Annotated in this window: 23 protein-coding genes; 11 read left to right on the top strand and 12 right to left on the bottom strand. The window is 74.9% G+C overall.

What is annotated here, in order from left to right; genetic code table 11:
* Positions 1-99: 99 nt before the first annotated feature.
* The 3 genes from ACFVTF_RS19480 to ACFVTF_RS19490 are packed head-to-tail and all read left to right on the top strand — an operon-like array spanning position 100 to position 2222.
* Entirely contained in the window at positions 100-483 is a 384-nt protein-coding gene (locus tag ACFVTF_RS19480) for a PadR family transcriptional regulator (RefSeq protein ID WP_387814952.1), read from the top strand.
* Positions 480-1478: a hypothetical protein gene (locus ACFVTF_RS19485; RefSeq protein WP_387814954.1), complete on the top strand. Its 999-nt coding sequence runs from the start codon at positions 480-482 to the stop codon at positions 1476-1478. The genes ACFVTF_RS19480 and ACFVTF_RS19485 overlap by 4 nt, the downstream gene beginning before the upstream one ends.
* Before the next feature lie 57 nt (positions 1479-1535).
* On the top strand, positions 1536-2222 hold the full coding sequence (locus ACFVTF_RS19490) for a copper homeostasis protein CutC (protein WP_387814956.1): 687 nt from the start codon (positions 1536-1538) through the stop codon (positions 2220-2222).
* Positions 2223-2280: 58 nt separating this feature from the next.
* Here the strand turns inward: ACFVTF_RS19490 and ACFVTF_RS19495 are convergent, their stop codons facing one another.
* Positions 2281-4332, bottom strand: a complete 2052-nt coding sequence (locus ACFVTF_RS19495; RefSeq protein WP_387814958.1) for a HelD family protein — start codon at positions 4330-4332, stop codon at positions 2281-2283.
* A gap of 283 nt (positions 4333-4615) precedes the next feature.
* Positions 4616-6253 carry a DNA repair helicase XPB gene (locus ACFVTF_RS19500; protein WP_063348223.1) on the bottom strand — a complete coding sequence of 546 codons (1638 nt, stop codon included), beginning with the start codon at positions 6251-6253 and terminating at the stop codon, positions 4616-4618.
* 189 nt (positions 6254-6442) lie between these two features.
* Here ACFVTF_RS19500 and ACFVTF_RS19505 point away from each other — a divergent pair, with 189 nt between their 5' ends.
* Positions 6443-6694, top strand: a complete 252-nt coding sequence (locus ACFVTF_RS19505; protein ID WP_280678786.1) for a hypothetical protein — start codon at positions 6443-6445, stop codon at positions 6692-6694.
* Between the two features lie 20 nt (positions 6695-6714).
* Here the strand turns inward: ACFVTF_RS19505 and ACFVTF_RS19510 are convergent, their stop codons facing one another.
* Positions 6715-9216, bottom strand: coding sequence for a helicase-associated domain-containing protein (locus ACFVTF_RS19510; RefSeq protein WP_387814961.1), 2502 nt, complete (start codon positions 9214-9216; stop codon positions 6715-6717).
* A 343-nt stretch (positions 9217-9559) separates the two neighbouring features.
* Between ACFVTF_RS19510 and ACFVTF_RS19515 the strand changes: the two genes are divergently transcribed.
* Positions 9560-10408: a hypothetical protein gene (locus tag ACFVTF_RS19515; protein ID WP_387814963.1), complete on the top strand. Its 849-nt coding sequence runs from the start codon at positions 9560-9562 to the stop codon at positions 10406-10408.
* Here ACFVTF_RS19515 and ACFVTF_RS19520 read toward each other — a convergent pair.
* On the bottom strand, positions 10305-11039 hold the full coding sequence (locus ACFVTF_RS19520; protein ID WP_387814965.1) for a TetR/AcrR family transcriptional regulator: 735 nt from the start codon (positions 11037-11039) through the stop codon (positions 10305-10307). The two genes, ACFVTF_RS19515 and ACFVTF_RS19520, sit on opposite strands and share 104 nt — an antisense overlap.
* A gap of 101 nt (positions 11040-11140) precedes the next feature.
* Here ACFVTF_RS19520 and ACFVTF_RS19525 point away from each other — a divergent pair, with 101 nt between their 5' ends.
* Positions 11141-11791, top strand: a complete 651-nt coding sequence (locus ACFVTF_RS19525) for a hypothetical protein (protein ID WP_387814966.1) — start codon at positions 11141-11143, stop codon at positions 11789-11791.
* Positions 11792-11895: 104 nt separating this feature from the next.
* Here ACFVTF_RS19525 and ACFVTF_RS19530 read toward each other — a convergent pair whose 3' ends face one another.
* Positions 11896-12258: a nuclear transport factor 2 family protein gene (locus ACFVTF_RS19530; protein WP_387814968.1), complete on the bottom strand. Its 363-nt coding sequence runs from the start codon at positions 12256-12258 to the stop codon at positions 11896-11898.
* A gap of 70 nt (positions 12259-12328) precedes the next feature.
* Between ACFVTF_RS19530 and ACFVTF_RS19535 the strand changes: the two genes are divergently transcribed.
* Complete coding sequence (locus ACFVTF_RS19535; protein ID WP_387814970.1) at positions 12329-13207, top strand: LysR family transcriptional regulator; 879 nt, start codon at positions 12329-12331, stop codon at positions 13205-13207.
* A gap of 33 nt (positions 13208-13240) precedes the next feature.
* Here the strand turns inward: ACFVTF_RS19535 and ACFVTF_RS19540 are convergent, their stop codons facing one another.
* Complete coding sequence (locus tag ACFVTF_RS19540) at positions 13241-13846, bottom strand: TIGR03086 family metal-binding protein (protein WP_387814972.1); 606 nt, start codon at positions 13844-13846, stop codon at positions 13241-13243.
* A 234-nt stretch (positions 13847-14080) separates the two neighbouring features.
* On the opposite strand from ACFVTF_RS19540, the gene ACFVTF_RS19545 reads away from it, so the two are divergent.
* Positions 14081-15514 carry an MFS transporter gene (locus ACFVTF_RS19545; protein WP_387814973.1) on the top strand — a complete coding sequence of 478 codons (1434 nt, stop codon included), beginning with the start codon at positions 14081-14083 and terminating at the stop codon, positions 15512-15514.
* Here ACFVTF_RS19545 and ACFVTF_RS19550 read toward each other — a convergent pair.
* Entirely contained in the window at positions 15511-15954 is a 444-nt protein-coding gene (locus ACFVTF_RS19550) for a MarR family winged helix-turn-helix transcriptional regulator (protein ID WP_371517520.1), read from the bottom strand. The genes ACFVTF_RS19545 and ACFVTF_RS19550 overlap by 4 nt on opposite strands.
* A gap of 101 nt (positions 15955-16055) precedes the next feature.
* Between ACFVTF_RS19550 and ACFVTF_RS19555 the strand changes: the two genes are divergently transcribed.
* Positions 16056-16889, top strand: a complete 834-nt coding sequence (locus ACFVTF_RS19555; protein ID WP_387814975.1) for a DUF6597 domain-containing transcriptional factor — start codon at positions 16056-16058, stop codon at positions 16887-16889.
* On the opposite strand, the gene ACFVTF_RS19560 is transcribed toward ACFVTF_RS19555, so the two are convergent.
* The 4 genes from ACFVTF_RS19560 to ACFVTF_RS19575 all read right to left on the bottom strand — a co-directional run bounded on the left by ACFVTF_RS19560 (position 16852) and on the right by ACFVTF_RS19575 (position 20801).
* On the bottom strand, positions 16852-17823 hold the full coding sequence (locus ACFVTF_RS19560; protein ID WP_387814977.1) for an ABC transporter substrate-binding protein: 972 nt from the start codon (positions 17821-17823) through the stop codon (positions 16852-16854). The two genes, ACFVTF_RS19555 and ACFVTF_RS19560, sit on opposite strands and share 38 nt — an antisense overlap.
* Before the next feature lie 67 nt (positions 17824-17890).
* Positions 17891-18697 (bottom strand): ABC transporter ATP-binding protein, encoded by an 807-nt coding sequence (locus tag ACFVTF_RS19565; protein ID WP_371517517.1) that lies wholly within the window; start codon positions 18695-18697, stop codon positions 17891-17893.
* Positions 18697-19773 carry a FecCD family ABC transporter permease gene (locus ACFVTF_RS19570; protein WP_387814980.1) on the bottom strand — a complete coding sequence of 359 codons (1077 nt, stop codon included), beginning with the start codon at positions 19771-19773 and terminating at the stop codon, positions 18697-18699. Before ACFVTF_RS19570 ends, ACFVTF_RS19565 begins: the two co-directional genes overlap by 1 nt.
* Positions 19770-20801, bottom strand: a complete 1032-nt coding sequence (locus ACFVTF_RS19575; RefSeq protein ID WP_350877476.1) for an iron ABC transporter permease — start codon at positions 20799-20801, stop codon at positions 19770-19772. The genes ACFVTF_RS19570 and ACFVTF_RS19575 overlap by 4 nt, the downstream gene beginning before the upstream one ends.
* Positions 20802-20901: 100 nt before the next feature.
* Between ACFVTF_RS19575 and ACFVTF_RS19580 the strand changes: the two genes are divergently transcribed.
* The gene (locus ACFVTF_RS19580) at positions 20902-21528 is read left to right on the top strand and encodes an HAD family hydrolase (RefSeq protein ID WP_387814982.1); all 627 of its coding nucleotides are present in this window, start codon (positions 20902-20904) and stop codon (positions 21526-21528) included.
* Positions 21529-21550: 22 nt separating this feature from the next.
* On the opposite strand, the gene ACFVTF_RS19585 is transcribed toward ACFVTF_RS19580, so the two are convergent.
* Positions 21551-21793, bottom strand: a complete 243-nt coding sequence (locus ACFVTF_RS19585; RefSeq protein WP_350877480.1) for a hypothetical protein — start codon at positions 21791-21793, stop codon at positions 21551-21553.
* Between the two features lie 474 nt (positions 21794-22267).
* On the opposite strand from ACFVTF_RS19585, the gene ACFVTF_RS19590 reads away from it, so the two are divergent.
* Positions 22268-22651: a cold-shock protein gene (locus ACFVTF_RS19590; RefSeq protein WP_063348207.1), complete on the top strand. Its 384-nt coding sequence runs from the start codon at positions 22268-22270 to the stop codon at positions 22649-22651.
* Positions 22652-22660 lie beyond the last annotated feature (9 nt).

Genomic DNA, 22660 nt, shown 5'->3' on the forward strand with positions numbered 1-22660 from the left:
CCTGCGCCTGGTCCCTTTTCAGCCCGCTCGTGGTCCGCGTCGTGGACCGGGCGGCGGGAGTACTGGACCTATAGGTAGGTTGGCGATATATGTAGTCGTATGACTGAACGCTCGATGCAGGAGCCGACGCTGCTGCTGCTCACCGCCCTGGCGGACGCCCCGAGACACGGCTACGCCCTCATCCAGGAGATCGCCGCCATCTCCGAGGGCCGGGTCAAGATGCGCACCGGCACCCTGTACGGCGCCCTCGACCGGCTGCTCCAGCAGGGGCTGATCGAGGTCGCCGCGGAGGAGGTCGTGGACGGGCGGGCGCGGCGCAGCTACGCGCTGACCAGCGTCGGCCGGGAGGCGCTGGCCTCCGAGGCGGAGCGGCTGCGGGCCGTCGCCACCGAGGCGGAGCGCCGCCTCGCGAACGTCCTGTCGGTGCTGCAGGGCAAGCCGGAGCCGGAGGGGAAGTCGACGATGAGGGGGTTCTTCGCATGACGATGACCACGCCGACGATCGGGACGCCGTCGACCGTGCTGCGGGCGGCGCTGCAGTTCTACCCGCCGCGCTACCGCCGGGAGCGCGGCGAGGAACTGGCCGCGGTGTTCGCCGACACCACGGCGGAGGCGGGCCGTTCGGCCGTCGTCCGTGAGGCGATCGACCTGGCCGCGTACGGGCTGCGGGTGCGGCTCGGGCTGACCGGCTCCTCGCTGGCCGGGCGGGTGCTCGCGCTGGCCGCGCCGATGGTCGCCGGGGCGCTGGCCGGTGCGGGGCTGGTGCCGTGGGTGCGCGATGCGGAGCTGGCCGCCCACCGGCTGACCTGGGACACCTCGTACAGCACGTACGCGCTGACCATCGCGCCGCCGGTGATCGCGCTGCTGCTCGCGGTGGCCGTCGTGACGGGGCGCTGGACGGCGGTGCGGGTCATCTCGCTGGTCCAGGCCGTCTCCGCGCTGTTCGTGCTGGCGCAGGCCGTCGTGCTGCCGCAGGAATTCGACCTCTGGGGGGTGGGGGACAGCAGCGCGTCCACCATGCCGTTCGTGCTGGGGGCGCTGGTGGTGGCCGCGGCGCCGACGGAGTTGCTGCCCAGGGCCTCCTGGCGCTCCGGCGGGCTGGCGCTGGCCTCGGTCCTCGGGGGCGGGGTGCTGGTGGCGGTCCAGCACTGGGGCGACTCCACCTTCCCGCTGGACATGCAGTGGTTCGCGGTGCTGCTGGTCGGGCCGCTGCTGCTGACCTTCACCGCGCTGCGCGGCCGGGTGCTGCCGGCGGCCGTCGGGGTCGCGGTGCTGTCGCTGACGATGTTCGCGGGCCTGTTCAACATCTGGCGCGAGGGCCGCGGGTTCTGGCACGTGCTGCCGATGGCGGCGCCGGTGCTGCTGCTCCTGGTGGCGGCCGCGGTGGCGATGCGCCGGATCGGGACCGGCGACGGGTTCGGCGGACGGTTCGGCGGATGGTTCGGCGGGGACTCCGGGAAGGGGCGCAGCCTGGCGTGACCCGGGGGGTGGGGAGAAGGGCTCGCCGGGCCCGGCCGGATGTGGCAACCTACTGATATGTCTAGACCAATTTTCGAAGTCATCGCGCTGACGCCCCAGGACGCCCAGGCTGCCGAGTCGGGCGGCGCCGACCGGCTCGAACTGGTCACCGACATGGCCGCGGACGGGCTCACCCCGTCCGTCGAGGACTTCGCCCGGATCCGGGCCGCCGTCGACATCCCGCTGCGCGTCATGCTCCGGATCCGGGACGGCTTCGCGCCCGGCGACCTGGAGGAACTGGCCGCCCGGGCCGCCGCGTTGCGGGCCGAGGGCGCCGAGGAGTTCGTCTTCGGCTTCCTCCACGGCGACGGCGCCGTCGACCTGGCCGCCACCGCCGCCGTCGCCGAGGCGGTGGCCGGCTGCCGCTGGACCTTCCACCGGGCGATCGACCACAGCGCCGACCGGGCCGCCCTGCGGGCCGCCGTCGGCGCGCTGCCCGGGCTGGACACCTTCCTCACCTCGGGCGCACCCGCCGGCGTCGACGCCGGGTACGAGGTGCTGCTGGCGGAGCTGGCCCGCGCGGGCGAGCCCGGGTACGGGCAGCGGATCCTGATCGGCGGCGGCCTGCGGGCCGAACACCTGAAGGGGCTGCGGGCCGAGGGCTTCGACGGCTTCCACGTCGGCGGTGCGGTGCGGGTCGACGGCTGGCGGACGCCGGTGGACGCGGCCAAGGTCGCCGAGTGGCGGGCGCTGATCGACGCCTGAGCGCGCGCGGAGGGCGGGGGCCGGTCCCGGTCGGGGCCGGCCCCCGCCGCCCGGTTCCTCAGCGCAACTGCGCGGGCAGCGGTTCGCCGTGCAGCACCGTCAGGCCCGAGACGGCACGGGTGAGCGCCACGTACAGCCGTCGCAGGCCCGTCCGCTCGTCCGGCTCGCCCGCGATCACCGCGGCCGGCTCGTCCAGCACCACGTAGTCGTACTCCAGGCCCTTGGCCAGCGAGGCCGGGACGAGCGTCAGCCGGGCCTCGGCGCTGGTCTCGGCGCCGGGGGACAGGTACGGCAGGCCGGCCGCGGTCAGCGCCTCGGCGAGCATCGGGATCCGGGCGTCGGCGGCGATCAGCCCGGTCGAGCCCTCGTGCTCCAGCGCCTCGCGGCAGGCCGCCACGACGGCGGGCGCGGCCTCCGCGTCCGGGAGGTGGCGGATCGTCAGCGAGCCGGGGGCGTCGCGGACGGAGGTCGCCGGGGCCAGGCCCGGGGCGATCGCCGGGAGCAGCCGGGAGGCGTACGCGATGACCTCCTCCGGCACCCGGAAGCCCTTGGTCAGCTCCTCGACGTGGGCGTCCGGCTTGCCCAGGTGGCGCAGCGCGTCCGGCCAGCTCGCCGTCGCCCACGGGGTGGTGCCCTGGGCGAGGTCGCCGAGGACGGTCGCCGAGCCGGTCGTGCAGCGGCGGCCGACCGCGCGGTACTGCATCGGGGAGAGGTCCTGCGCCTCGTCCAGCACCACGTGCCCGAGCGAGGGGGTGCGCTGCACCAGGTCCGTCGCCTCGTCGACCAGGACGGCGTCGGCCTGCGTCCAGCGGGCCGTCTTCACCGAGCGGCCCGGCTTGGGCCACAGCACCGCCTGCTGCTCCTCCGGGGTCAGCACGCCCTCCGCGCAGGCGGCCAGGAACTCCGGGTCGGAGAGCAGCCGCAGCACCAGCTTCGCCGGGTCGACGGCCGGCCAGCACTCCTTGGCCACCGCCTTGACCGCGGCGTTGCGGGCCACCGCGTCCTGCACCCGGTCGTCGGGGGCCTCGCCGGACTGCTCCATCTTCAGCAGCACGGTGTGCGCGATCCGCTGCGGCAGGGCGTCCCTGGCGGCGCCGTAGCGCACCTCGCGGCCCTTCAGCTCCTCGATGATCGCGGTGAGCTCGTGCACCTGGACGCGCCAGCGGCGGGAGCCGCGGACCACCACGCAGGGCTCGGTGGGCAGCGTGATGCCCACGCGCACCGCCCGGCGCAGCACCTCGGCCATCCGGGCGTCGCCCTTCAGCCGGGCCGCCTGCGGGTCGTCCTCGCCGCGCACCTCGACGTGCCCGACCAGCTGCTGCACGGTCGCCTGGTTGACGTCCAGCTCGCCCAGGGCCGGGAGCACCTGCTCGATGTAGGAGAGGAAGGCGTTGTTCGGCCCGATCACCAGCGTGCCCGTCCGGGCGAGGCGCTCGCGGTGCGCGTACAGCAGGTACGCGACGCGGTGCAGGCCCACGGCCGTCTTCCCGGTGCCGGGGGCGCCCTGGACGCAGATGGTGCCCGTCACGTCGGAGCGGACGATCTCGTCCTGCTCGGGCTGGATGGTGGCGACGATGTCGCGCATCGGGCCGACGCGGGGCTTCTCGATCTCGGCGGCGAGCAGGGCGGAGGCGGTGTCGGCCTCCGCCGGGTCGCTCAGGTGCTCGTCCTCGTAGGCGGTGAGCTCGCCGCCGGTGTAGCCGAAGCGGCGGCGGCGTTCGACGTCCAGCGGCTCGGTGCGGCTGGCCCGGTAGAACGGCTGGGAGACCGGCGCGCGCCAGTCGATCACCATCGGGTCGCCGTCGGCGTCGTGGACGTGCCGGCGTCCGATGTAGAAGTTCTCGCCGCCTCCGCCTTCGCTCAGCTCCTCGCTGATCGTGTGCAGGTAGTCCAGGCGGCCGAAGAACAGCGGGGTGTGCGAGAGGTCGGCGAGGGCGGCGATCCGGGCCTCGATCTGGTTCTGGAGGACGGCGGCGGACACCCAGGTGCCGGTCACGTCGCGCAGGTCCAGCGACTGGACGTCCTCGCGCATCGCTCGCAGCGCGGACCGGGACGCGGCCAGGTGGTCGCGTTCGCGCTGGAGGGGGTCGGTGGTGGGGGTGGCGGGCACAGCGAACCTTCCCGGCTGCGCCGGAAGCGGGCGCAGCGGATCGATGGAGCTCACGGTGGGTACGGCCGACCGGTTGCCGTGCGGTCGGCGCCTCCCCCGGCTGCCTGCGCGACTTCAGCAGGTACCACGGTTCGGGAGGGGGCAGACGGACGATCCTAGACCCGTGGGCCCCGGGGTTCCAGCCCAGCAGCTCCCGGGCCCGCAGGTCCCGGCCCCGTACGGGCCGCAGGACGTGCGCGACGGCGGCACCGTTCCGGGCACCGCCGCGCGCCTGCCGCACGTCCTACAGCACGTCGTCCGCGTCGATGATGCGGTACGCGTAGCCCTGCTCGGCCAGGAAGCGCTGCCGGTGGGCGGCGAAGTCCTGGTCCACGGTGTCCCGGGCGACCACCGAGTAGAAGTGCGCCGAGTGGCCGTCCGCCTTCGGACGCAGGACGCGGCCCAGGCGCTGGGCCTCCTCCTGGCGGGAGCCGAACGTCCCGGAGACCTGGATGGCCACGGTGGCCTCGGGCAGGTCGATCGAGAAGTTCGCGACCTTGGAGACCACCAGGACGCCGATCTCCTTGTTGCGGAACGCCTCGAACAGCTTCTCGCGCTGGGCGTTGCTGGTCTCGCCCTTGATCACGGGCGCGTCCAGCACCTCGCCGAGCTCGTCCAGCTGGTCGATGTACTGGCCGATGACCAGCGTCTGGTCCTTCTCGTGCTTCTTCACCAGCGCCTCCACCACCCGCCGCTTGGTCGCCGTGGTGGCGCAGAAGCGGTAGCGCTCCTCGGGCTCGGCGGTGGCGTAGGCCAGGCGCTCCGAGTCGGTCAGGGTGACCCGCACCTCGCAGCAGTCGGCGGGCGCGATGTAGCCCTGCGCCTCGATCTCCTTCCACGGCGCGTCGAAGCGCTTGGGCCCGATCAGGCTGAACACGTCGCCCTCGCGGCCGTCCTCGCGCACCAGCGTCGCGGTCAGGCCCAGGCGGCGGCGGGCCTGGAGGTCGGCGGTGAACTTGAACACCGGCGCCGGCAGCAGGTGCACCTCGTCGTAGACCACCAGGCCCCAGTTGCGGGCGTCGAACAGCTCCAGGTGCGCGTAGGCGCCCTTCCGCTTGGTGGTCATCACCTGGTAGGTGGCGATGGTGACCGGGCGGATCTCCTTGCGCGTCCCGCTGTACTCGCCGATCTCCTCCTCGGTGAGCGAGGTGCGCTTGACCAGCTCGTGCTTCCACTGGCGGGCCGAGACGGTGTTGGTGACCAGGATCAGCGTCGTCGACTTGGCGTGCGCCATCGCGGCGGCGCCGACCAGCGTCTTGCCGGCGCCGCAGGGCAGCACCACGACGCCCGAGCCGCCGTGCCAGAAGCCCTCGACGGCCTGCGCCTGGTACGGGCGCAGCCGCCAGCCGTCCTCGTCCAGCTCGATCGGGTGCGCCTCGCCGTCCACGTACCCGGCGAAGTCCTCGGCCGGCCAGCCGAGCTTGAGCAGCACCTGCTTGATCTGGCCGCGCTCGGAGGGGTGCACCACCACCGTGTCCGGGTCGACCCGGGCGCCGACCAGCGGGGCGATCTTCTTGGAGCGCAGCACCTCCTCCAGCACCGGCCGGTCGGTGGTGGCGAGCACCAGCCCGTGCGTCGGGTGCTTGAGCAGCTGGAGCCGCCCGTAGCGGCCCATGGTGTCCGCCACGTCCACCAGCAGCGCGTGCGGCACCGGGTAGCGCGAGTACGTCACCAGGGCGTCGACCACCTGCTCGGCGTCGTGCCCGGCCGCCCGCGCGTTCCACAGCCCGAGCGGCGTCACCCGGTACGTGTGCACGTGCTCGGGGGCGCGCTCCAACTCGGCGAACGGCGCGATGACGCGGCGGCACTCGGCGGCCTTGGGGTGATCGATCTCCAGGAGAAGAGTTTTGTCGCTCTGGACGATGAGCGGTCCGTCGTTCACGCGGGGAAGCCCTCCACTGGCTGACAGGCTGGATTGACGCAGACCCTCCAGTGTCGCGCATTCCGCGGCGAACGTGGTCGGGCTCCTTCCGAACGGGAGCGGGCACCTTCCGTTCGTACGGGTGAGCGCGCCCGCGCTCCGGGCGGCGGCGCCGGGTGACCACGGTGCGCATCGCTCGTTGAGCCGGTCATGAAGAAGTCGAAGCGCGTTCTCACCGCTCTCGCCCTGATGGGCACGGCCTTCGCGGCCACCGCCTCGTCCGCCGGCTCCGCGCACGCCCTCGCGGGGATCGGGGAGGGGCCCGGCGGGCTGCTCGCAGCGCCCGGATTCCTGATCGCCGACCAGGTCGGCGGCGGCTCGCTGCCGGTCGGACAGGGGGAGATCGGCAGCCTGGCGGACAAGGCCGTCAAGGAGAAGATGAAGGAGTCGCAGGGGCACTGAGCCCGGCCCTGCCGCCGGGGTTACTCGTCGAGCTCCGCGACGCCGGTGATGCGGTGCAGGGCGAAGGTGCGGAGCTCGTCGGCGTGGTGGTCGAAGGCGGTGACGAAGCCGCCTTCGACCTTGACCGGGTCGATGATCCGCTGGCTGGCGATGCCCTCGGCGTTGAGGTAGCCGATCCACATCCGTTCGCCGAGCAGGACGGCGGTCTGCAGGGCCGCGAGGGTCTCGGCGGCGGCGGTGCGGGGCAGCTGGCGCGGGTCGGGGGTGGCGTCCCGGCGGTTGACGGTGGCGGCGCGGTCGCCGGCCCGGATGGCCTTGATGGCGGCGGCGAGCAGGGTGTCGTCCGGGGTCGGCGGGCCGTCCGGGACGGGCGCGGGGGCGGTGCGGGGCGGGGTGCGGTGGCTGTCCTGGCGGGTGATCAGGACGTCGCCCTCGGCGGACTCGGCGGCCGGGGCGTAGCCCATCGTGCGCAGGGCGGCGAGCAGGACGTCCGGGGCGGCCTGGGCGGCGAGGACGGTGGGGGCGAGCAGCCGGAGCCGCAGGTCGGCGGAGCGGCGGTCGGCGAGGACCTCGTTCAGCAGGGACGGGTCGTCGCAGCGCAGGTAGGAGGAGGCGGCGCCGACCCGCAGGATGCCGTGCCGGCGGGCGACGTCGTCGATCAGGTAGGCGAGCGGCTGCGGGACGGGCGTCCGGGAGTGCTGCTCCAGGAAGGCCCGCAGGTCGGCGGCGGTGCGTCCGGCGTCGAGGGCGCGGCGGACGGACACCGGGGTGAAGCGGTAGACGGTGGCGCCGCCCTTGGACTCGATGTCGGCGCACAGCGCGAGGGCCTGGGCGAGCGGGGTGAGCAGCGGGCCGGGGGCGATCGCGGTGAGGTCCGGTTGCAGGATCACGTGGTCGAGCGGCTGCGGCAGCAGCGGGGCGAGCACCTCGGCCGGGTCGGCTTCGGCGGTGAGCAGGGCGCGGGCGGGGGCGGCGAGGGCGCCGCGGCCGGTGACGCCGAGGAGTTCGGCCTCGGCGAGGGTCCAGGCGGCGAGGTCGTCGCGCAGCTCGTGGCCGTCCGGGCCGGTCGGGCCGCCGCGCAGCGGGCGCTGCCAGCGCAGGGTGGGCAGGAGTTCGGCGGCGGTGGCGGGGGTGCCGGGCGGGAGCTCGGCGAGCAGCGCGAGGGTGGCGCGGCGGACGGACGGGGCGAGGGTGCGGTCGAGCTCGGGCCCGAGGGCGGCGCGCGGCTTGCCCTTGCCGTCCGGGGTGCCGGTGAGGGCGGGGACGCGGGTGGCGGCGAGCCAGGCGGCGGCGAGGACGGACCAGCGTTCGGCGGTGTCCCGCTGGAGCCAGCCGTCGTAGGCCGGGGTCGGGGCCCAGCGTTCGTCGGCCTCGCCGTCGGGGGCCAGCAGTCCGGCGGCGTAGGCGAGTTCGAGCCAGAAGGCGGCCTGCTGCTCGGTGGTCTCCAGGGCCTGCGCGGTGCGCTTGAGGTCGCGGACGCCGAGGCCGCCGGCGCGCAGCGTGGGCGGCGGGGTGAGGCCCCAGGCGTCGAGGAGTTCCTCGACGGTCTTGACGGCGGTGTGGGCCTGGCCGGCCGCCGCGCCGTCCACAGCCTGTGGATCGCGCGGGGCGGCGGCCGGGGCGGGCTCGGGCTGGACCGGCTCGACGGCGCGGTGGGTGCGGCCGCCGCGCAGGTGCAGGGCCAGTTCGCGCGGCAGGACGACGCTGCCCGGCCCGCTGGGCAGCAGCAGCCCGCGGGCGAGCAGCCACTCGACGGGGCTCTGCGCGTCCTCGGCGGTGACCGGGCGGGTGGCGTCCGGGACGGTACCGGTCGGCGGCCCCCAGACCAGCCGTTCCAGCAGCCGCAGCGCGGCCTCGGGGGCGGTGTCGAGCAGCGCCGCGCAGCGGGCGCGGTCGTTCAGCAGGGAGGTGAGCGCGTCGACGGCGGTGACCGGGTCCGGGGTGGCGGGCTGCCCGGCGGAGGCGAGCAGCTGCTGCAGCCGGGCCGGGGACATCCCGACGGTCGCGTCGGAGAGGGTCGGGCCGAGGCCGGTGCGACCGGGGTTGGCGGCCGTCGGGGCGAGTGCCTCGCGGACGGCGAGGACCAGCCGCAGGCCGTTGTCCGGGCCCCAGAGCAACGCCCGGTTGCGCAGGGTGGCGATCGCCCGGGGGAGGGCGGCGGCGACGGCGGACCGGTCGGCGGGCGTCAGCGGGGTCGCGCCGGGGTGCGGCTTGACCTTGGCCGGGCCGGTCAGCAGGGTGCGGACGGTGGCCAGGCCGGTGCCGTCCGGAGCGGTGGCCAGGACCTCGGCGACCTGCAGGGTGAAGCGGTCCAGGCGCTCCAGGGCGCGCAGCGCCGAGGCGCGGGAGGAGAGCCGGGCGGACAGCTGGGTGAGGTCGCCGGGGACGGGGTTGAGCAGGTCGGGGCGGGAGCGGAGCAGGGCGGCGATCGCGTCGTCGGGGCGGGCGCGCAACTCCTCGGCGAGGGTGCGGGGGCCGGCGGCGGACCTGCCCTGGCGTTGAGGGCCCTGCTGTGTGGTCATTCGACCTAGGTTAGTCGGGCGGGCGGACGGCGGGGTGTCCGTGCGGCGGCCCGTGGTGGACCGGCCCTCAGGACTCGCGCGCGCGGGGGCGGGGTGGGTAGCGTCACGGCCGAGGGTGGTTCGGTGGGCCGGGGTTCGGGCGCGAGGCGGGGTGTCGGTGATGACGGACGGCGAGTGGTGGCGCAGGAGCGGGCCGTGGAGCGGCCGTTCGGGGGGCGGGGAGGGGGCCTCCGGCGGGTCCGCCGGGTCCGGTGCTGCCGGCGACAGGGGCGGTTCGGGCGGTTCGGGTGCGTCCGGCGCCTCCGGTGCGTCCGGTCCGTCCGGTGCCTCCGACGGTGACAGCGTGTACGACACGGCGGCGCCGGGCGGCGGGACCCCGTCGGTGCCGCTGGACCCCCCCCGGACGCCGCGCGCCCCGGGGGCCGGGGCGCCGCCCGTACAGCTGGACAAGCAGCCTCTCGGCGGGCCCGAGGACGATCCGGGCTCCATCCCGCCGCCCCAGGTGTACAGCTCCGGCGCGAACGGCTGGGATCTGGTGCTGCTCAACTTCTCGGACGCGCCGCAGGCTCCGCCGAAGCCGATCCCCGAGCAGCGCGCCGGGGGCGGGGCGGGAGCGGCGGGTGCGCAGGCCGCCGATCCGGCGGGGGCTGCGGCTGGGGCGGCTGCGGCGGCCTCGGCGAAGGGGAAGAAGCAGCGCAAGGCCAAGTGGAGGGCGGCCGCCGCCGGGGGGAAGGCGAAGGCGCAGCCGGCCGCCCCCGCCCCCGCCGGCCAGGCCGATGCCGGTGCCGGTGCGGGCGCAAGTGCGGGCGCGGGCGCAGGCGCGGGCCTCGGGGCCCGGCGGCCGTCCCTGCTGGTGCTGCTCTCCTGCGGGCTGCTGATCGGCGGCGCCGCCATGAGCTTCTTCCCGGCCATGCTGGTCGGCTGGGCCCTCGGCTACCTGTCCCGCCAACTCTCCGATCTGATGCGCAAGTTCGTCATCCTCGGGATTCCGCTGATCACGATGAGCGCGGCCACCCTGCACGCCATGCAGGCCAAGCCGGGCGCCCAGGGCGGCGCGGGCGTGCAGGCCGGTGCGCAGTTCAGTCAGATCAGCTGGTCGGCGGCCCCGGGCGTGCTGCGCCTGTCGGCGGTGCTGTCGGCGGTGGTGCTGCTGCTGTTGAGCCTGCGCCGTCGTCCGCCGCAGCAGGGCTGACGCCCGGGACGAGGGCGGCGAAGCCGGTGCAGAGCAGTCGGATGCTCTGGGTGAACTTCTCGTCCTGGCCGATCCGGGGGATCAACTCGCCCATGATCAGCGGGAACTGCGCGCACAGGTCGGCGTAGAGCTCGGCGCTGACGGGCGGTGGGGCCGCCGGCTGGTTCTGTTCCTGGAGGACGAAGCCGGTGACGTGGCTGAGCAGGATGTCGGCGGCGATGCCGCAGTGGACGGTGGGCAGGCCGGCGTCGAGGAGGGTGCGCAGCAGGCGTTCCATCAGGGAGAGGCCGCCGGAGCTGAGGACACCGGGGCTCTCGGCGAGGAGCAGTGCGCCGCCGGGGTGTTGCCGGATGCTGCGGCGCAGGGTGGCGGCCTGGGCCTCGACCCGGTCCCGCCAGGTGGCGTCGGGGGGCAGGGCGGCGAGGGCCGCGGTGCCGGTGTCGTAGGCCTGTCGGCAGACGCGGTCGGCCATCAGGGTGAGCAACTCCTCCTTGCCGCGCACGTGGTAGTAGAGGCTGCCGGCGTGGGCGTCGAGGCGGTCGGCGACCTGGCGCATGGACAGGTTGTGGTAGCCGACCTCCGCGAAGACGGCCATGCCCGCATCGACGATGCGCTCCTTGGTGAGCTTCATGGCTCCACCGTACAACGTTTTCCAACGCCGTTTGAAAACTGTGTTAGCTTTGCCCTGCCGGTTTTCGAACGGTGTTGGAATGCGATGGGGGAGGGGCAGTCATGGGGGCGATCCTGTTCAACGTGACCACGGCCGCGCTGATGGTCATGATGGTCAACTGCGGGCTCGGCGTGGTCGGCCGGGACACGCTGCGGGGGCGGCCGATCCCGTGGGCGGCGGTCGCCCTGACCGCGCTCGCCGTCGGCGGCGTGCTGCTCCAGCTGCTCTGGTCCGGCGCCATGGACGCGCTCGACGCCGACCCCGCCAAGTCCGGCTGGTGGCGCGAGTTCACCTCGGTCCTCATGCAGAACGGCGGCCTCGGCGGCGGACTGTGGAACCTCGCCACCCTCGCCGCCGTCGCCGCGCTCGCCCAGTGGTACTGGGGCGGCCCGCTCACCCTCGCCTTCTTCCTCGCGGGCATCCTGCTGCCCGGCCGGATCGACGACCTGCTCGGCTTCGGCGACGGCCCCAGCACCGACCCCCGCAACTTCGCCGGCAGTTCCGGCGCCACCTACTTCCTCGGCGCCACCCTGGCCCTCGCCTTCCTCACCCGCACCCGCCTGCCCAAGGAGCGCGCCCTGGCCGCCGGCGTCCCGGTGCTGGGCCTCGCCATGTGGCTCGCCCAGGACAACGGGCACGGCCTGGTGGCGGTCTACGGCTTCGCCCTCGGCGCGGCGGCCTGGGCGGTTCGCGGCCGGCCGGCGCGTCGGTAGCCGGGCCCGCCCCGATCCGGCCCGCCGGGCTGGATCACCCGGCCCGGCGGGCCGGACCGCTTGGCCCGGAGCTCCTCGGCCCGGCCGCGTGGTGTGGAATCCGCTCAGCGGGCGAAGCCCGCCAGCAGCTCCCGCGGGTCGAAGGCCACCCGGATCCGGGTGATCCGCCCGTTCTCCACGTGGCTCCAGTTCGCCGTCGGCGCCGGCGGCGCGATGCTCGTGTGCAGGTCGAACCAGGTGACCACGTCGTCCCCCTCGGCCACCCGGGCGTGCACCTCGATCTTCTCCAGCACCTGCCCGAGCCCCTTCAGCCCGGCCAGGGCGTCCTCCGCCCCCGACACCGTGGCCAGAGGGCCCACGAAGTCGACGTCCTCCGCCAGCAGCCCCCGCAGCGTCTCGAAGTCGCCCGCCTGCCAGGCCGCGAAGTAGGTCTCGGAAATCTCACGCGCAGTCTTCGTCGTCGTCATGCCTCCATCCTTCCGAGCCCTCCGCCATCCGTCCAACAGATGGATCGGATCCCAGCTATCATCACTGGTTATGGAGATGCACCAGCTGCGCTACTTCGCGGCCGTCGTCGACGAGGGCTCCTTCACCGCCGCCGCGACCCGCCTGCACGTGAGCCAGTCCGGCATCAGCACCCAGGTCGGCAAGCTGGAACGCGAGCTGGGCCAGCTGCTCCTCGACCGTTCCGGCCGCCGGGTCCGCCTCACCCCCGCCGGCGAGGCCGTCCTGCCGCTGGCCAAGGACGCCCTCGCCACCCTCGAAGCCATCCAGCACACCGCCGCCGAGTTCGCTGACGCCGTCCGCGGCCGCGTCCGGCTCGGGATGATCATGGGGTGCGCGATCCCGCCGTTCCTCGACGTCGTCGCCGACCTCGGTCGCACCCACCCCGGCATCGAACTGAGCCTGCACGAGGGCCACTCCGAGCTGCTCCAGGCGCAGGTCCTCTCCGGGGCCCTCGACCTCGCGCTGATCGGTTTCGCCAAGGAGGCCGGCCCCGGTCTGGACGTCACCGTCGTCGTCGACGAGCCGATCGCCGCCGTCGTCCCCGTCGGCCACCGGCTGGACCGCCCCTCCGTCCGGCTCGCCGACCTCGCGTCCGAGAAGATCCTCTGCCTCTCCCCGGGCACCGGCATCCGCGCCGCCTACGAGCACTCCTGCCTGCAACTCGGCCTCGACCCGCGGGTGGACATCGACGCCAGCTCCCCGGCCACGCTGTTCCGGCTCGCCCAACGTGGCGCCGGCGTCGCCGTCCTCAGCCCCTCCTCCGCCGCCGGCGAGGGCCTCCGGAGCGTCCCCGTCGCCGATGCGCCGGTCCGGGCCTGCCTCGGCCTGGCCGCCCGGCCCGGTCGGCACTCGCCGGCCGTGCGCCTGCTGCACGCCCGGCTCCGCGCGTCCCTGCGGGCGACGGGCTGAGGGCCTGACCGACCGGCCGGCCCGCTCAGCCGCTCACGCGTTCCAGCGCGGATCGCGCCCGGAGGCGGCCAGCGCGCGGTCCAGCGCCGGGGCGCCGTCCGGCACCCCCACCGGGGCGGCGAAGCCGCCGTACTGGCGGTACAGCTCGGCGTTCTCCTCGACGACCTCCAGCACCAGCCGCGCGAGCTCCTCGTCGATCTCGACCGGACCGCCGGTCGCCCGGGCGACGTCCCAGCCGTGCAGGACGAGCTCCGCGATCAGCATCCGGGCGACTCCCTCCGCCGGTGCCGGGGAGCCGCCGAGGTTGACGTCCCCTGCCCAGGCGGCCGGGTCGGCCCACGCCGCGACGGCGCGGTCCAGCTGGGCCGCGTAGGCGGCGGGCCAGCCGGGGTCGGCGGTGAAGTCGTGGTCGACCAGTGCCGCGGGCAGTTCGGTGCGTCGGGCCCGGTGCTCCAGGCCGTGCGAGGTGTAGAGCACCCAGTGGTTGACGAGGGCGCGGGCGTCGAAGTCCGTGCAGGGCGTCGGGCCGTCCAGCGGGTGGTCCGCCGGGACGCCGTCGGCGACGCGGGCGGCGGCCGCGGCGGCGCGGGCCAGCAGGGGGTGCAGCGGGTGGGTGTCCGGGGTCGGGTGATCGTTCATACCCCGATCCTGCGCCGGTCGGGGCCGCCGGGTCTTGAAGAAACGCGACGGTGGGCGCCCTGACCAGGGGCGTCGGGCCGGGGCTCGCGGCGGCCCGCCCCGACTGCGGCGAACGCTTCAAAATGGGCAGGCTGCCTGCTAATATTCAGCAGGTAGCCTGCCTATCTCCGCCGGGATCTCCCCAGCAGGCCCGCCCCGTCGCAGAGGTCCCGGAGGAAGCGGAAGGAACCCGGCATGCCGCTCCCCGGCGACACCCGCACCCCACCGTCAGCGGCCACGACCCCGGCGCCCGCCGGCAACCCCTTCGGCCCGCGCTTCGTGGCCCCGCTGTACCTGGGGGCCTCGCTCAACCCGGTCAACAGCTCGATCATCGCGACCGCACTGGTGGCCATCGCGGCCGCCTTGCACCTCCCCGTCGGGGACACCGCCGTCCTGATCTCCTGCCTGTACCTCACCAGCGCACTGGCCCAGCCCGCCGCCGGGCGGCTCGCCGAGGAGTTCGGACCCCGACGGATCTTCGTCGCCGGCATCGTGCTCGTCTTCGCGGCCGGGATCGTCGGCACGCTGGCCCACTCGATGGCCGCCCTGATCGCGGCCCGGGTGCTGATCGGCGCGGGCACCTCGGCCGGCTACCCGGCCGCGATGCTGCTGATCCGCCGCCGCGCCGAACAGGCCGGGTACCGGACCCCGCCGCGCGGGGTGCTCGGCGGCCTGGCGATCACCGGCGCCGCCACCGTCGCCGTCGGCCCCGCCCTCGGCGGGCTGCTGGTGGGCTGGTTCGGCTGGCAGACCGCCTTCTGGATCAACATTCCGGTCGCCGCCGTCGCCCTGGTCCTGGCCTTGGTGGGGATCGCGCCGGACCCCGACCCGGTGCGCCTCGGTTCACCCCGCGCCCTCGCCTCCCGCCTCGACCTGACTGGCATGCTGGGCTTCGGCGGCTCGCTGGCCGCCCTGATGGTCTTCCTCTCCGCCCTGCCGCGCCCGGACTGGCCCGCGCTCGCCGCCGCCCTCGTCCTCGCCGCGGTGCTGGTCGGCTGGGAACTGCGCGCCGCCCACCCGTTCCTCGACGTCCGGCTGCTCGCCTCCAACGGGGCCCTGACCCGCACCTACGTGCGCAACGGCCTGACGCTGATGGGGACGTACGTGATCCTCTACGGGCTCACCCAGTGGCTGGAGGCGGCCCGCGGGCTGTCCGCCTACCAGGCCGGCCTGGCGCTGATGCCGATGGGCGTCCTGAGCGCCGTGACCGCCCGGGTGGTGGCACGACGGACGGGCGTGCGGCTGCCGTTGATCGCCTGCGCGGTGCTGCTGCTGCTCGGCGCGGTGGCCGTGCTGTTCGTCGGCGGCGGCACCCCGATGGCGGCGGTCGTCGCCGTCAGCGCGGTGTTCGGCCTGACCTCCGGCGCCGGGGCGATCGCCAACCAGACCGTCCTCTACCAGGAGGCCCCCGCCGCGACGGTCGGCACCGCCTCCGGGCTGCTGCGCACCTTCGGCTACCTCGGCTCCATCGCCTCGGCGGCGATCACCGGCACCGCCTTCCACGACCGGGTGGGCGACGCCGGCCTGCACTCCATCGCCTGGGTACTGGTCGCGATCTCCGCCCTCCTCCTCGTCCTGACCGTCTGCGACCGCCGACTCGCCCGGCGTGATCTGAAAGAGAGCCCCTAGCTGTCCGCCAGGCGGTTCATGATCTCGGCGGCCCGGTCGAGCGTCTTGCGCTCGCCGGCCCGGAGGGTGGAGCCGATCACCTCGGCCAGCCACGCCTCCCGTGCCGCCGGGATCCGCTCGCACAGGTCGGCTCCGGCCGGGGTCGCGCTGAAGAGGGACTTGCGCCCGTCGTTCGGGTCCTTGGCGGCGCTGACCAGGCCGCCGGCCCGCAGCGCGGCCACGGTCTCCGCCATGGACTGGCGGCGCACGTGCTCGGCCTGGGCGAGTTCGGTCACGGTCGCCGGGCCCTGCTGCACGACGCGGTGCAGGGTGGTCAGGTGCGACCAGTTCCACGGCAGGTCGTCGATCGGGGCCTCGGTGCGCAACCGTGCCCGCAGCCGCGTCATCGCGCGCATCAGCTCGACGGCGGTGTCCTCGGGCGGGGCCGGTTCGCTACTCACCGCGCCAGCTTATGGCAGGGCACGGCTGCCCCCACCGGCGCCGGAACCCGGGCGTCGCGGGCCCGGAGAGTCCATACCGGACAAGGCCTAGCCTGGCGGGTATGGACTCTCCCGACCTCGGACGCGGCGTGCTCCACCCCGCCCGCGCGGCGGAGGCGATCAGGGTGGAGCGGCTCGCGCCCGCCCCCGCCGTGGCGCGCTTCGTCGAGTTCTACTGGCTGGTCCGCTGGGACCTGCGCGGCCGGCCCCCGTACGAGCAGAAGGTGCTCGCCCACCCGAACGTGCACCTGGTCTTCGAGGCCCCGCGGGCCCGCGTCTACGGGGTCGACCGGTCGCTCTTCGTCCGCCGCCTGGAGGGCGCCGGGCACGCGCTGGGCGTGAAGTTCCGGCCGGGCGCGTTCCGTTCGTTCGCCGGGCACCCGGTGGCCGGGCTCGCGGACCGGTCGGTGCCCGCGGCCGCCTACTTCGGCCCGGAGGCGGACCGGCTCAACGAGGACGTCCTCGGCGAAGGGCCGCAGGACTGGGCCGCCCTCGTGGACGCCTTCCTGCTGCCCCGGCTGCCCGCGCCCGACCCGGTCGCGCAGGAGGTCGCCGCCATGGTGGAGCGGATCACCGGCACCCCCGACCTGTGCCGGGTCGACGACCTGGCGCGGGAGTCGGGCCTCACCGTCCGCCGGCTCCAGCGGCTGTTCGCCGAGTACGTCGGCGCCTCCCCGAAGTGGGTGCTGCGCCGCGCCCGCCTCCACGAGGCCGCCGAACGCGCCGACGCGGGCGGCGCGTTGGACCTGGCGGCGCTCGCGGCCGAACTCGGCTACGCCGACCAGGCCCATCTCACCCGCGACTTCACGGCCGCCGTCGGCACCTCCCCGGCCCGCTACGCCGACGCCGCGCGGCGGGTCACGCCCCCAGGAAGCGCTGCAGCTCGGCCAGCATGAAGTTGGCGCCGGTGTACCCGATCCCCTGGAACCACAGCTGGTCGTCCACCGGGAACGCCCGGTGCGCCTTGACCACCCCCAGCGCCTGCCAACCCGGGCTCTCCAGCACGGCGTTGGTGTCGGCCAGGCCCTGGTCGCCGAAGGTGGCGTACAGCAGCAGGTCGCCGTCCGCCTTCGCGATCTGGTCCAGCGGGATCTCGACGTCGGACTGGTCGACGTTCTGCGCGTCCGGCCGCCCCACCTGGGCGTCCGACAGCACGATCCCGGGGAAGCTCTGCTTCCCGAACATCCGGATCCCGCCGCCCTCCACGAACCGCACCAGGCTCACCTTCTGGCCGGAGGCCTTCGCATCCGCCAGGGCCTGCACCACCTGGTTGGCGTGCCGCTGGTACGAGGAGACGAAGGCCGCCGCCGCGGCCTCCCGGCTCAACGCCTGGGCGTGCACCTGGAAGTCGGCCTTCCACGGCGCGCCGGTGGTCTGGGTGAGCACGGTCGGCGCGATCTCCCGCAGCTGGTCGTAGCGGTCGCCGTCGCGCGCCTGGTTGGAGAGGATCAGATCCGGCCGCAGCGCCCGGATCGCGACCAGGTCCGGGGCGCCGGCCAGGCCGACCCGGTGGATCCCGGCGACCCGGGAGGCCGGCCAGTAGTCGGGGAACCGGATGTCGGCGGCCGGCAGCGCGGCGCCCACCGGGGTGATGCCGAGGGTCAGCGCCGAGTCCAGCACGTCCGTGTCGAGGACGACCACCCGCAGCGGCTGGCCCGGCACCAGCACCGGCCCGGTGGCCGCGTTCACCGTGACCGGCGGCACCGGGGTGGGCGAGGCGGACGCGCCCAGGCCGTCGGCGGTCGGCGGCGCCGACCGCCCGGTCGTGCAGGCCACGAGCGCGGCCCCGCCGAGACCGGCGAGGAACGAACGGCGGGCGATCCGGTGCATCGGCGGTCCTCGGGCGGTGAGGCTTCGGGGGCGCGCCGATTATGTCCGGTTTGGTGTGGAATTTCCGTCAGGCGTCCACGGCCGCCGCCCACGGGGCCCCCGGAACGACCAACGGCGTGCCCGTCACCGGGTCCGGCACCACCACCGACTCCAGCCCGAACACCTCCCGCACCAGCTCGGCCGTCACCACCTCGGTCGGCGGGCCCTGTGCCACCACCCGGCCGTCCCGCATCGCCACCAGGTGGTCCGCGTACCGGGCCGCCTGGTTGAGGTCGTGCAGCACCGCCACCACCGTCCGGCCGCGCTCGACGTTCAGCCGGCGGACCAGGTCCAGCACCTCCACCTGGTGCGCGATGTCCAGGTAGGTGGTCGGCTCGTCCAGCAGCAGGATGTCCGTGCCCTGCGCCAGCGCCATCGCGATCCACGCCCGCTGCCGCTGGCCGCCGGACAGCTCGTCCATGCTGCGCTCGGCCAGCTCCGCCGTGGACGTCCGCTCCAGCGCCTCCGTCACCGCCGCCTCGTCCTCCGGCGACCACTGCTGCCACCAGCTCTGGTGCGGCTGGCGGCCCCGCGAGACCAGGTCCGCCACCGAGATGCCCTCCGGCGCCGTCGGCGACTGCGGCAGCAGGCCCAGCCGCTGGGCGATCCGCTTCGTCGGGATCCGCGCCAGTTCCTCGCCGTCCAGCAGCACCGCGCCCCGGACCGGCTTCAGCAGGCGCCCCAGGGCCCGCAGCAGCGTCGACTTGCCGCAGGCGTTCGGGCCGACGATCACCGTCACCCGCCCGTCCGGGATGCCGACGTCCAGGCCCTCGACGACCGTGCGCGCCTCGTAGGCCAGGGTGAGGCCCCGGGCCTCCAGACGGTGAGCGGACATCAGGAACCTCCACGACGGGAACGGATCAGCAGCCACATCAAGTACGGCGCGCCGACCATGCCGGTCACCACGCCCACCGGCAGTTCGGTCGGCGCCATCAGCCGCCGGGCGATCAGATCGGCCAGCACGACCACCAGCGCGCCCGTCAGCGCCGAGCAGAACAGCGGGACCTGCGCGGACCGGACCAGCCGCAGCGCGATCTGCGGGGCCATCAGCGCCACGAAGTCCACCGGCCCGGCGGCGCCCGCCGCGCACGAGGCCAGCACGATGCCCAGCAGTGCCATGCCGAGGCGGATCCGGTCCAGCCGCAGGCCCAGGCCGACGGCCGTCGCGTCGTCGAAGGAGATCGAGCGCTGCGCCCGCGCCGCCCACAGGACGACGGGCACGGCGGCGAGCAGCACCCAGGCCAGCCAGTCGGCCTGGTCGTAGCCGGCGCCGTTCAGGCTGCCCGTCATCCAGACCTTCGCGGCCTGCGCCTGGAAGCCGTCGCCCTTGGTCAGGAACACGGAGGTCAGCGAGGACAGGGCCACGCTGATCCCGATCCCGATCAGCACGAAGCGCTGCGCGTGCAGGCCGCGCCGCCAGGCCAGCGCGTACACCAGCAGCCCGGCCACCAGCCCGCCCGCGACCGCCGCGTACGGGGCCTGGCCGGTCGAGCCGACCACGCCGTACGCCATCAGCCCGACGACGGTGACGGTCGCGCCCCAGGTCACGCCCACCACGTCGGGGCTGGCCAGCGGATTGCGGGCGACGGTCTGGATCAGCGCCCCGGCCAGTCCCAGCGCGGTGCCGACCAGCAGGCCCACGACCACCCGGGGCAGCCGGAACTCGCCGACCACCAGCTCGTGCGGGCTCGGCTGCCCGAGCACCACCTTCACCACCTCGACCGGGGACACGGCCGACTCGCCCAGGCAGAGCGAGGCGACGACCGTCCCGGCCAGCGCGATCAGCAGGCCCAGCGCCACCACCGCCGCCCGGCGGTGCAGCAGCACGGACGCCCGCCCGGCCCGCAGCACGGCGTACCCGCGCGGGGAGACGGCGCCGCGCCCGACGGTTCGCCCGCCCTGCGCGCTCATGACGCGACCACCTTCCGGCGGCGCACCAGCGCGACCAGGACCGGGACGCCGACGAGCGCCGTCATCACGCCCGCCGGGACCTCCGACGGCGGGAAGAGGACCCGCCCCAGGGTGTCGGCGAGCAGCAGCAGGGCCGGGCCGAGGACGGCCGAGAAGGCGAGCACCCAGCGGTGGTCCGCGCCGGCGACGGCCCGCGCCGCGTGCGGGACGGCGAGGCCGACGAAGGCGATCGGCCCGGCGGCCGCGACGGCCGAGCCGGTCAGCACCGTCGCGCCGAGCGCGCCGACCGCCCGGACCAGGCCGGTCTTGGCGCCGAGGCCCTTGGCGGTGTCCTCGCCGAGCGCGAGCGCGTCCAGGCCGCGGGCCACCGCGACCACCAGCACCGTGCCGACGGCGAGGAACGGCAGCAACTGCCAGGCCACGTCCGAGGTCCGCCCGGAGAGCGAGCCGACGTGCCAGAAGCGGAACTGGTCCATGGTGGCCGCGTCGGTCGTCAGCACCATGGTGTTGAGCGAGGCGATGAACGCGGACATCGCCGAGCCGGCCAGCGCCAGCTTGATCGGGGTGGCCCCGCCCCGGCCGCGCCCGGCCAGGCCGTACACGAGCACGGTGGCGATCACGGCGCCCGCGAAGCCGAACCAGACGTAGCCGGTGAGGGTGGAGACGCCGAAGCCGGAGATGGCGAGGACCACGCCGGCCGCCGCGCCCTGGGAGACGCCGAGGATGCCGGGGTCGGCGATCGGGTTGCGGGTGAGGCCCTGCATGACGGCCCCGGCGAGGCCGAGCGCCGCGCCGACGGCCAGCCCGACGACGGTGCGCGGCACCCGCAGCTCGCGGACGACGACGGCGTTGGCCGTGTCGCCGCCGTGCAGCAGGGCGTCGAGGGTGTCGCCGAAGGGGATGGTGCGGCTGCCGACCGCCAGGCTCAGCAGCACCGCGGCGGCCAGGACGGCCAGCGCGGCGGCGAGCCACAGTATTCGGTGGCGCGCTGTCCGTCGCGCGCCGGGCGGCGCGGTGGTGTCGGTCATGGGCCCTCTCCGCAGACAACTCAGGTAAACCTAAGTTCCCGTCGGAAGCCGGGGCAAATTGCCTCGTCCCCCCGAACCGCCCGTTGGATAGCCTGGCAGCATGCCCGAGACCCGCACCGCCCCGCTCACCGTCGGCTTCGACCTCGACATGACGCTGCTGGACACCCGGCCGGGTATCCACGCCACCTACCTGGCGCTCGCGGCCGAGACCGGCGCCCGCATCGACGCCGACCTGGTGGTCACCCGGCTCGGCCCGCCGCTGCTGGACGAGATCCGCAACTGGTTCCCGGAGGACGAGGTGGAGCGCGCCGCCGCCCGCTACCGCGAGCTCTACCGCGACCTCGCCTTCGCCCCGACCGTCGCCCTCCCCGGCGCGCACGCCGCCGTCGAGGCGGTCCGCGACCACGGCGGCCGGGTCGCGGTGATCACCGGCAAGTACGAGCCGAACGCCCGCCTGCACCTGGAGCACGCCGGGCTGCACGCGGACGCGCTGGTCGGCGACCTCTGGGCGGAGACCAAGGGCGAGGCGCTGCGCGAGCACGGCGCGAGCGTCTACGTCGGCGACCACCTCGGCGACATCCGGGGCGCCCGGAGCGCGGACGCCGTCGCGGTGTGCGTGGCCACCGGCCCGTACAGCGCGGACGAACTGCGCGCGGCCGGGGCGGACGTGGTGCTGGCGGACCTCACCGGCTTCCCGGCCTGGCTCGACGCCCACCTGGCCGGCTGAGTCCCGGCCCCGGGGCCAGGGTTCAGGAGGCGCCCGCGGACTCCACCCGGCGGCGCTGGGCCCGCGCGTTCAGGAACAGCCCGGTCAGCGCGGCCAGGAAGCCCGCCGGCATCAGCATGCTCAGCCAGTACGCGGCCGTCGGCAGCGGCGTCAGGTGCAGGAACAGCGGGACGAAGGTGACCAGGGTGGCGAGCGCGCCCAGACCGAAGACGATCGTTCCGGCCTTGACGTACACGTCGCCGGGGTCGGCGCTCTGGCTGCTCACGTCTGCTCGCTCCTCGGGGCTGGTCGGGCCGGTCCGTCCAGTCTGGCAGAGCGGCCGCCGGCCCCCGCCACCGGAGCGGTCCGGTCACGTTGCGCAGTTTCTCGGAAGCTGAACGTTTTGATCCCTGCTGGGCGGGGGTATGCAGGGGGTGCCGAGGGGTGCGACAGGTGCGCCCCGTTTCCTCAGACCCGGGGGGTGTGAGCCGATGGACCGTGCTGAGCCGCGCCCCGGCCGTGCCAGTACCGGGTCGCCCGTGATCGCGAGAACGCCGCGCCCGTACCGCCCCCAACGGGCCTTGGAACGCGGATCTTTCGCGGAACGCGGATGAGGCAGTGACGGACCGTTAGTCTGCTCCTGACAGCGTGCTGACCGTGAGCGCCCGCGGGCGCCGAGCCGAGGTCGGCTGCCTTCCCCACCACCCAGTGATCCCCGGCCAGGGCCGGGATCCCTCACACCCATTCGAGGACTGTCGAGATGCCCACCGGCCAGGTCAAGTGGTTCAACGAGACGAAGGGCTTCGGCTTCCTGTCGCGCGACGACGGCGGCGACGTCTTCGTCCACACCAAGGCGCTGCCCGCCGGTGTCACCGTGCTGAAGCCGGGCCAGCGGGTCGAGTTCGGCGTGGTCGCCGGCCACCGCGGCGACCAGGCGATGGCCGTGCAGCTGCTGGACGCACTGCCGTCGGTGGCCGCCGCGCAGCGCAAGAGCGCCGACGACATGGCGCCGATCGTCCAGGACCTGATCACCACGCTGGACGCGGTGCTGCCGGGCCTCCAGCACGGGCGCTACCCGGCCAAGGCGACCGGCCAGAAGCTGGCCGGCCTGCTGCGCGCGGTGGCCGACCAGTTCGACGTCTGACCGAGGGGG

This window comes from Kitasatospora sp. NPDC057940, assembly GCF_042887425.1.
GTDB lineage: Bacteria > Actinomycetota > Actinomycetes > Streptomycetales > Streptomycetaceae > Kitasatospora.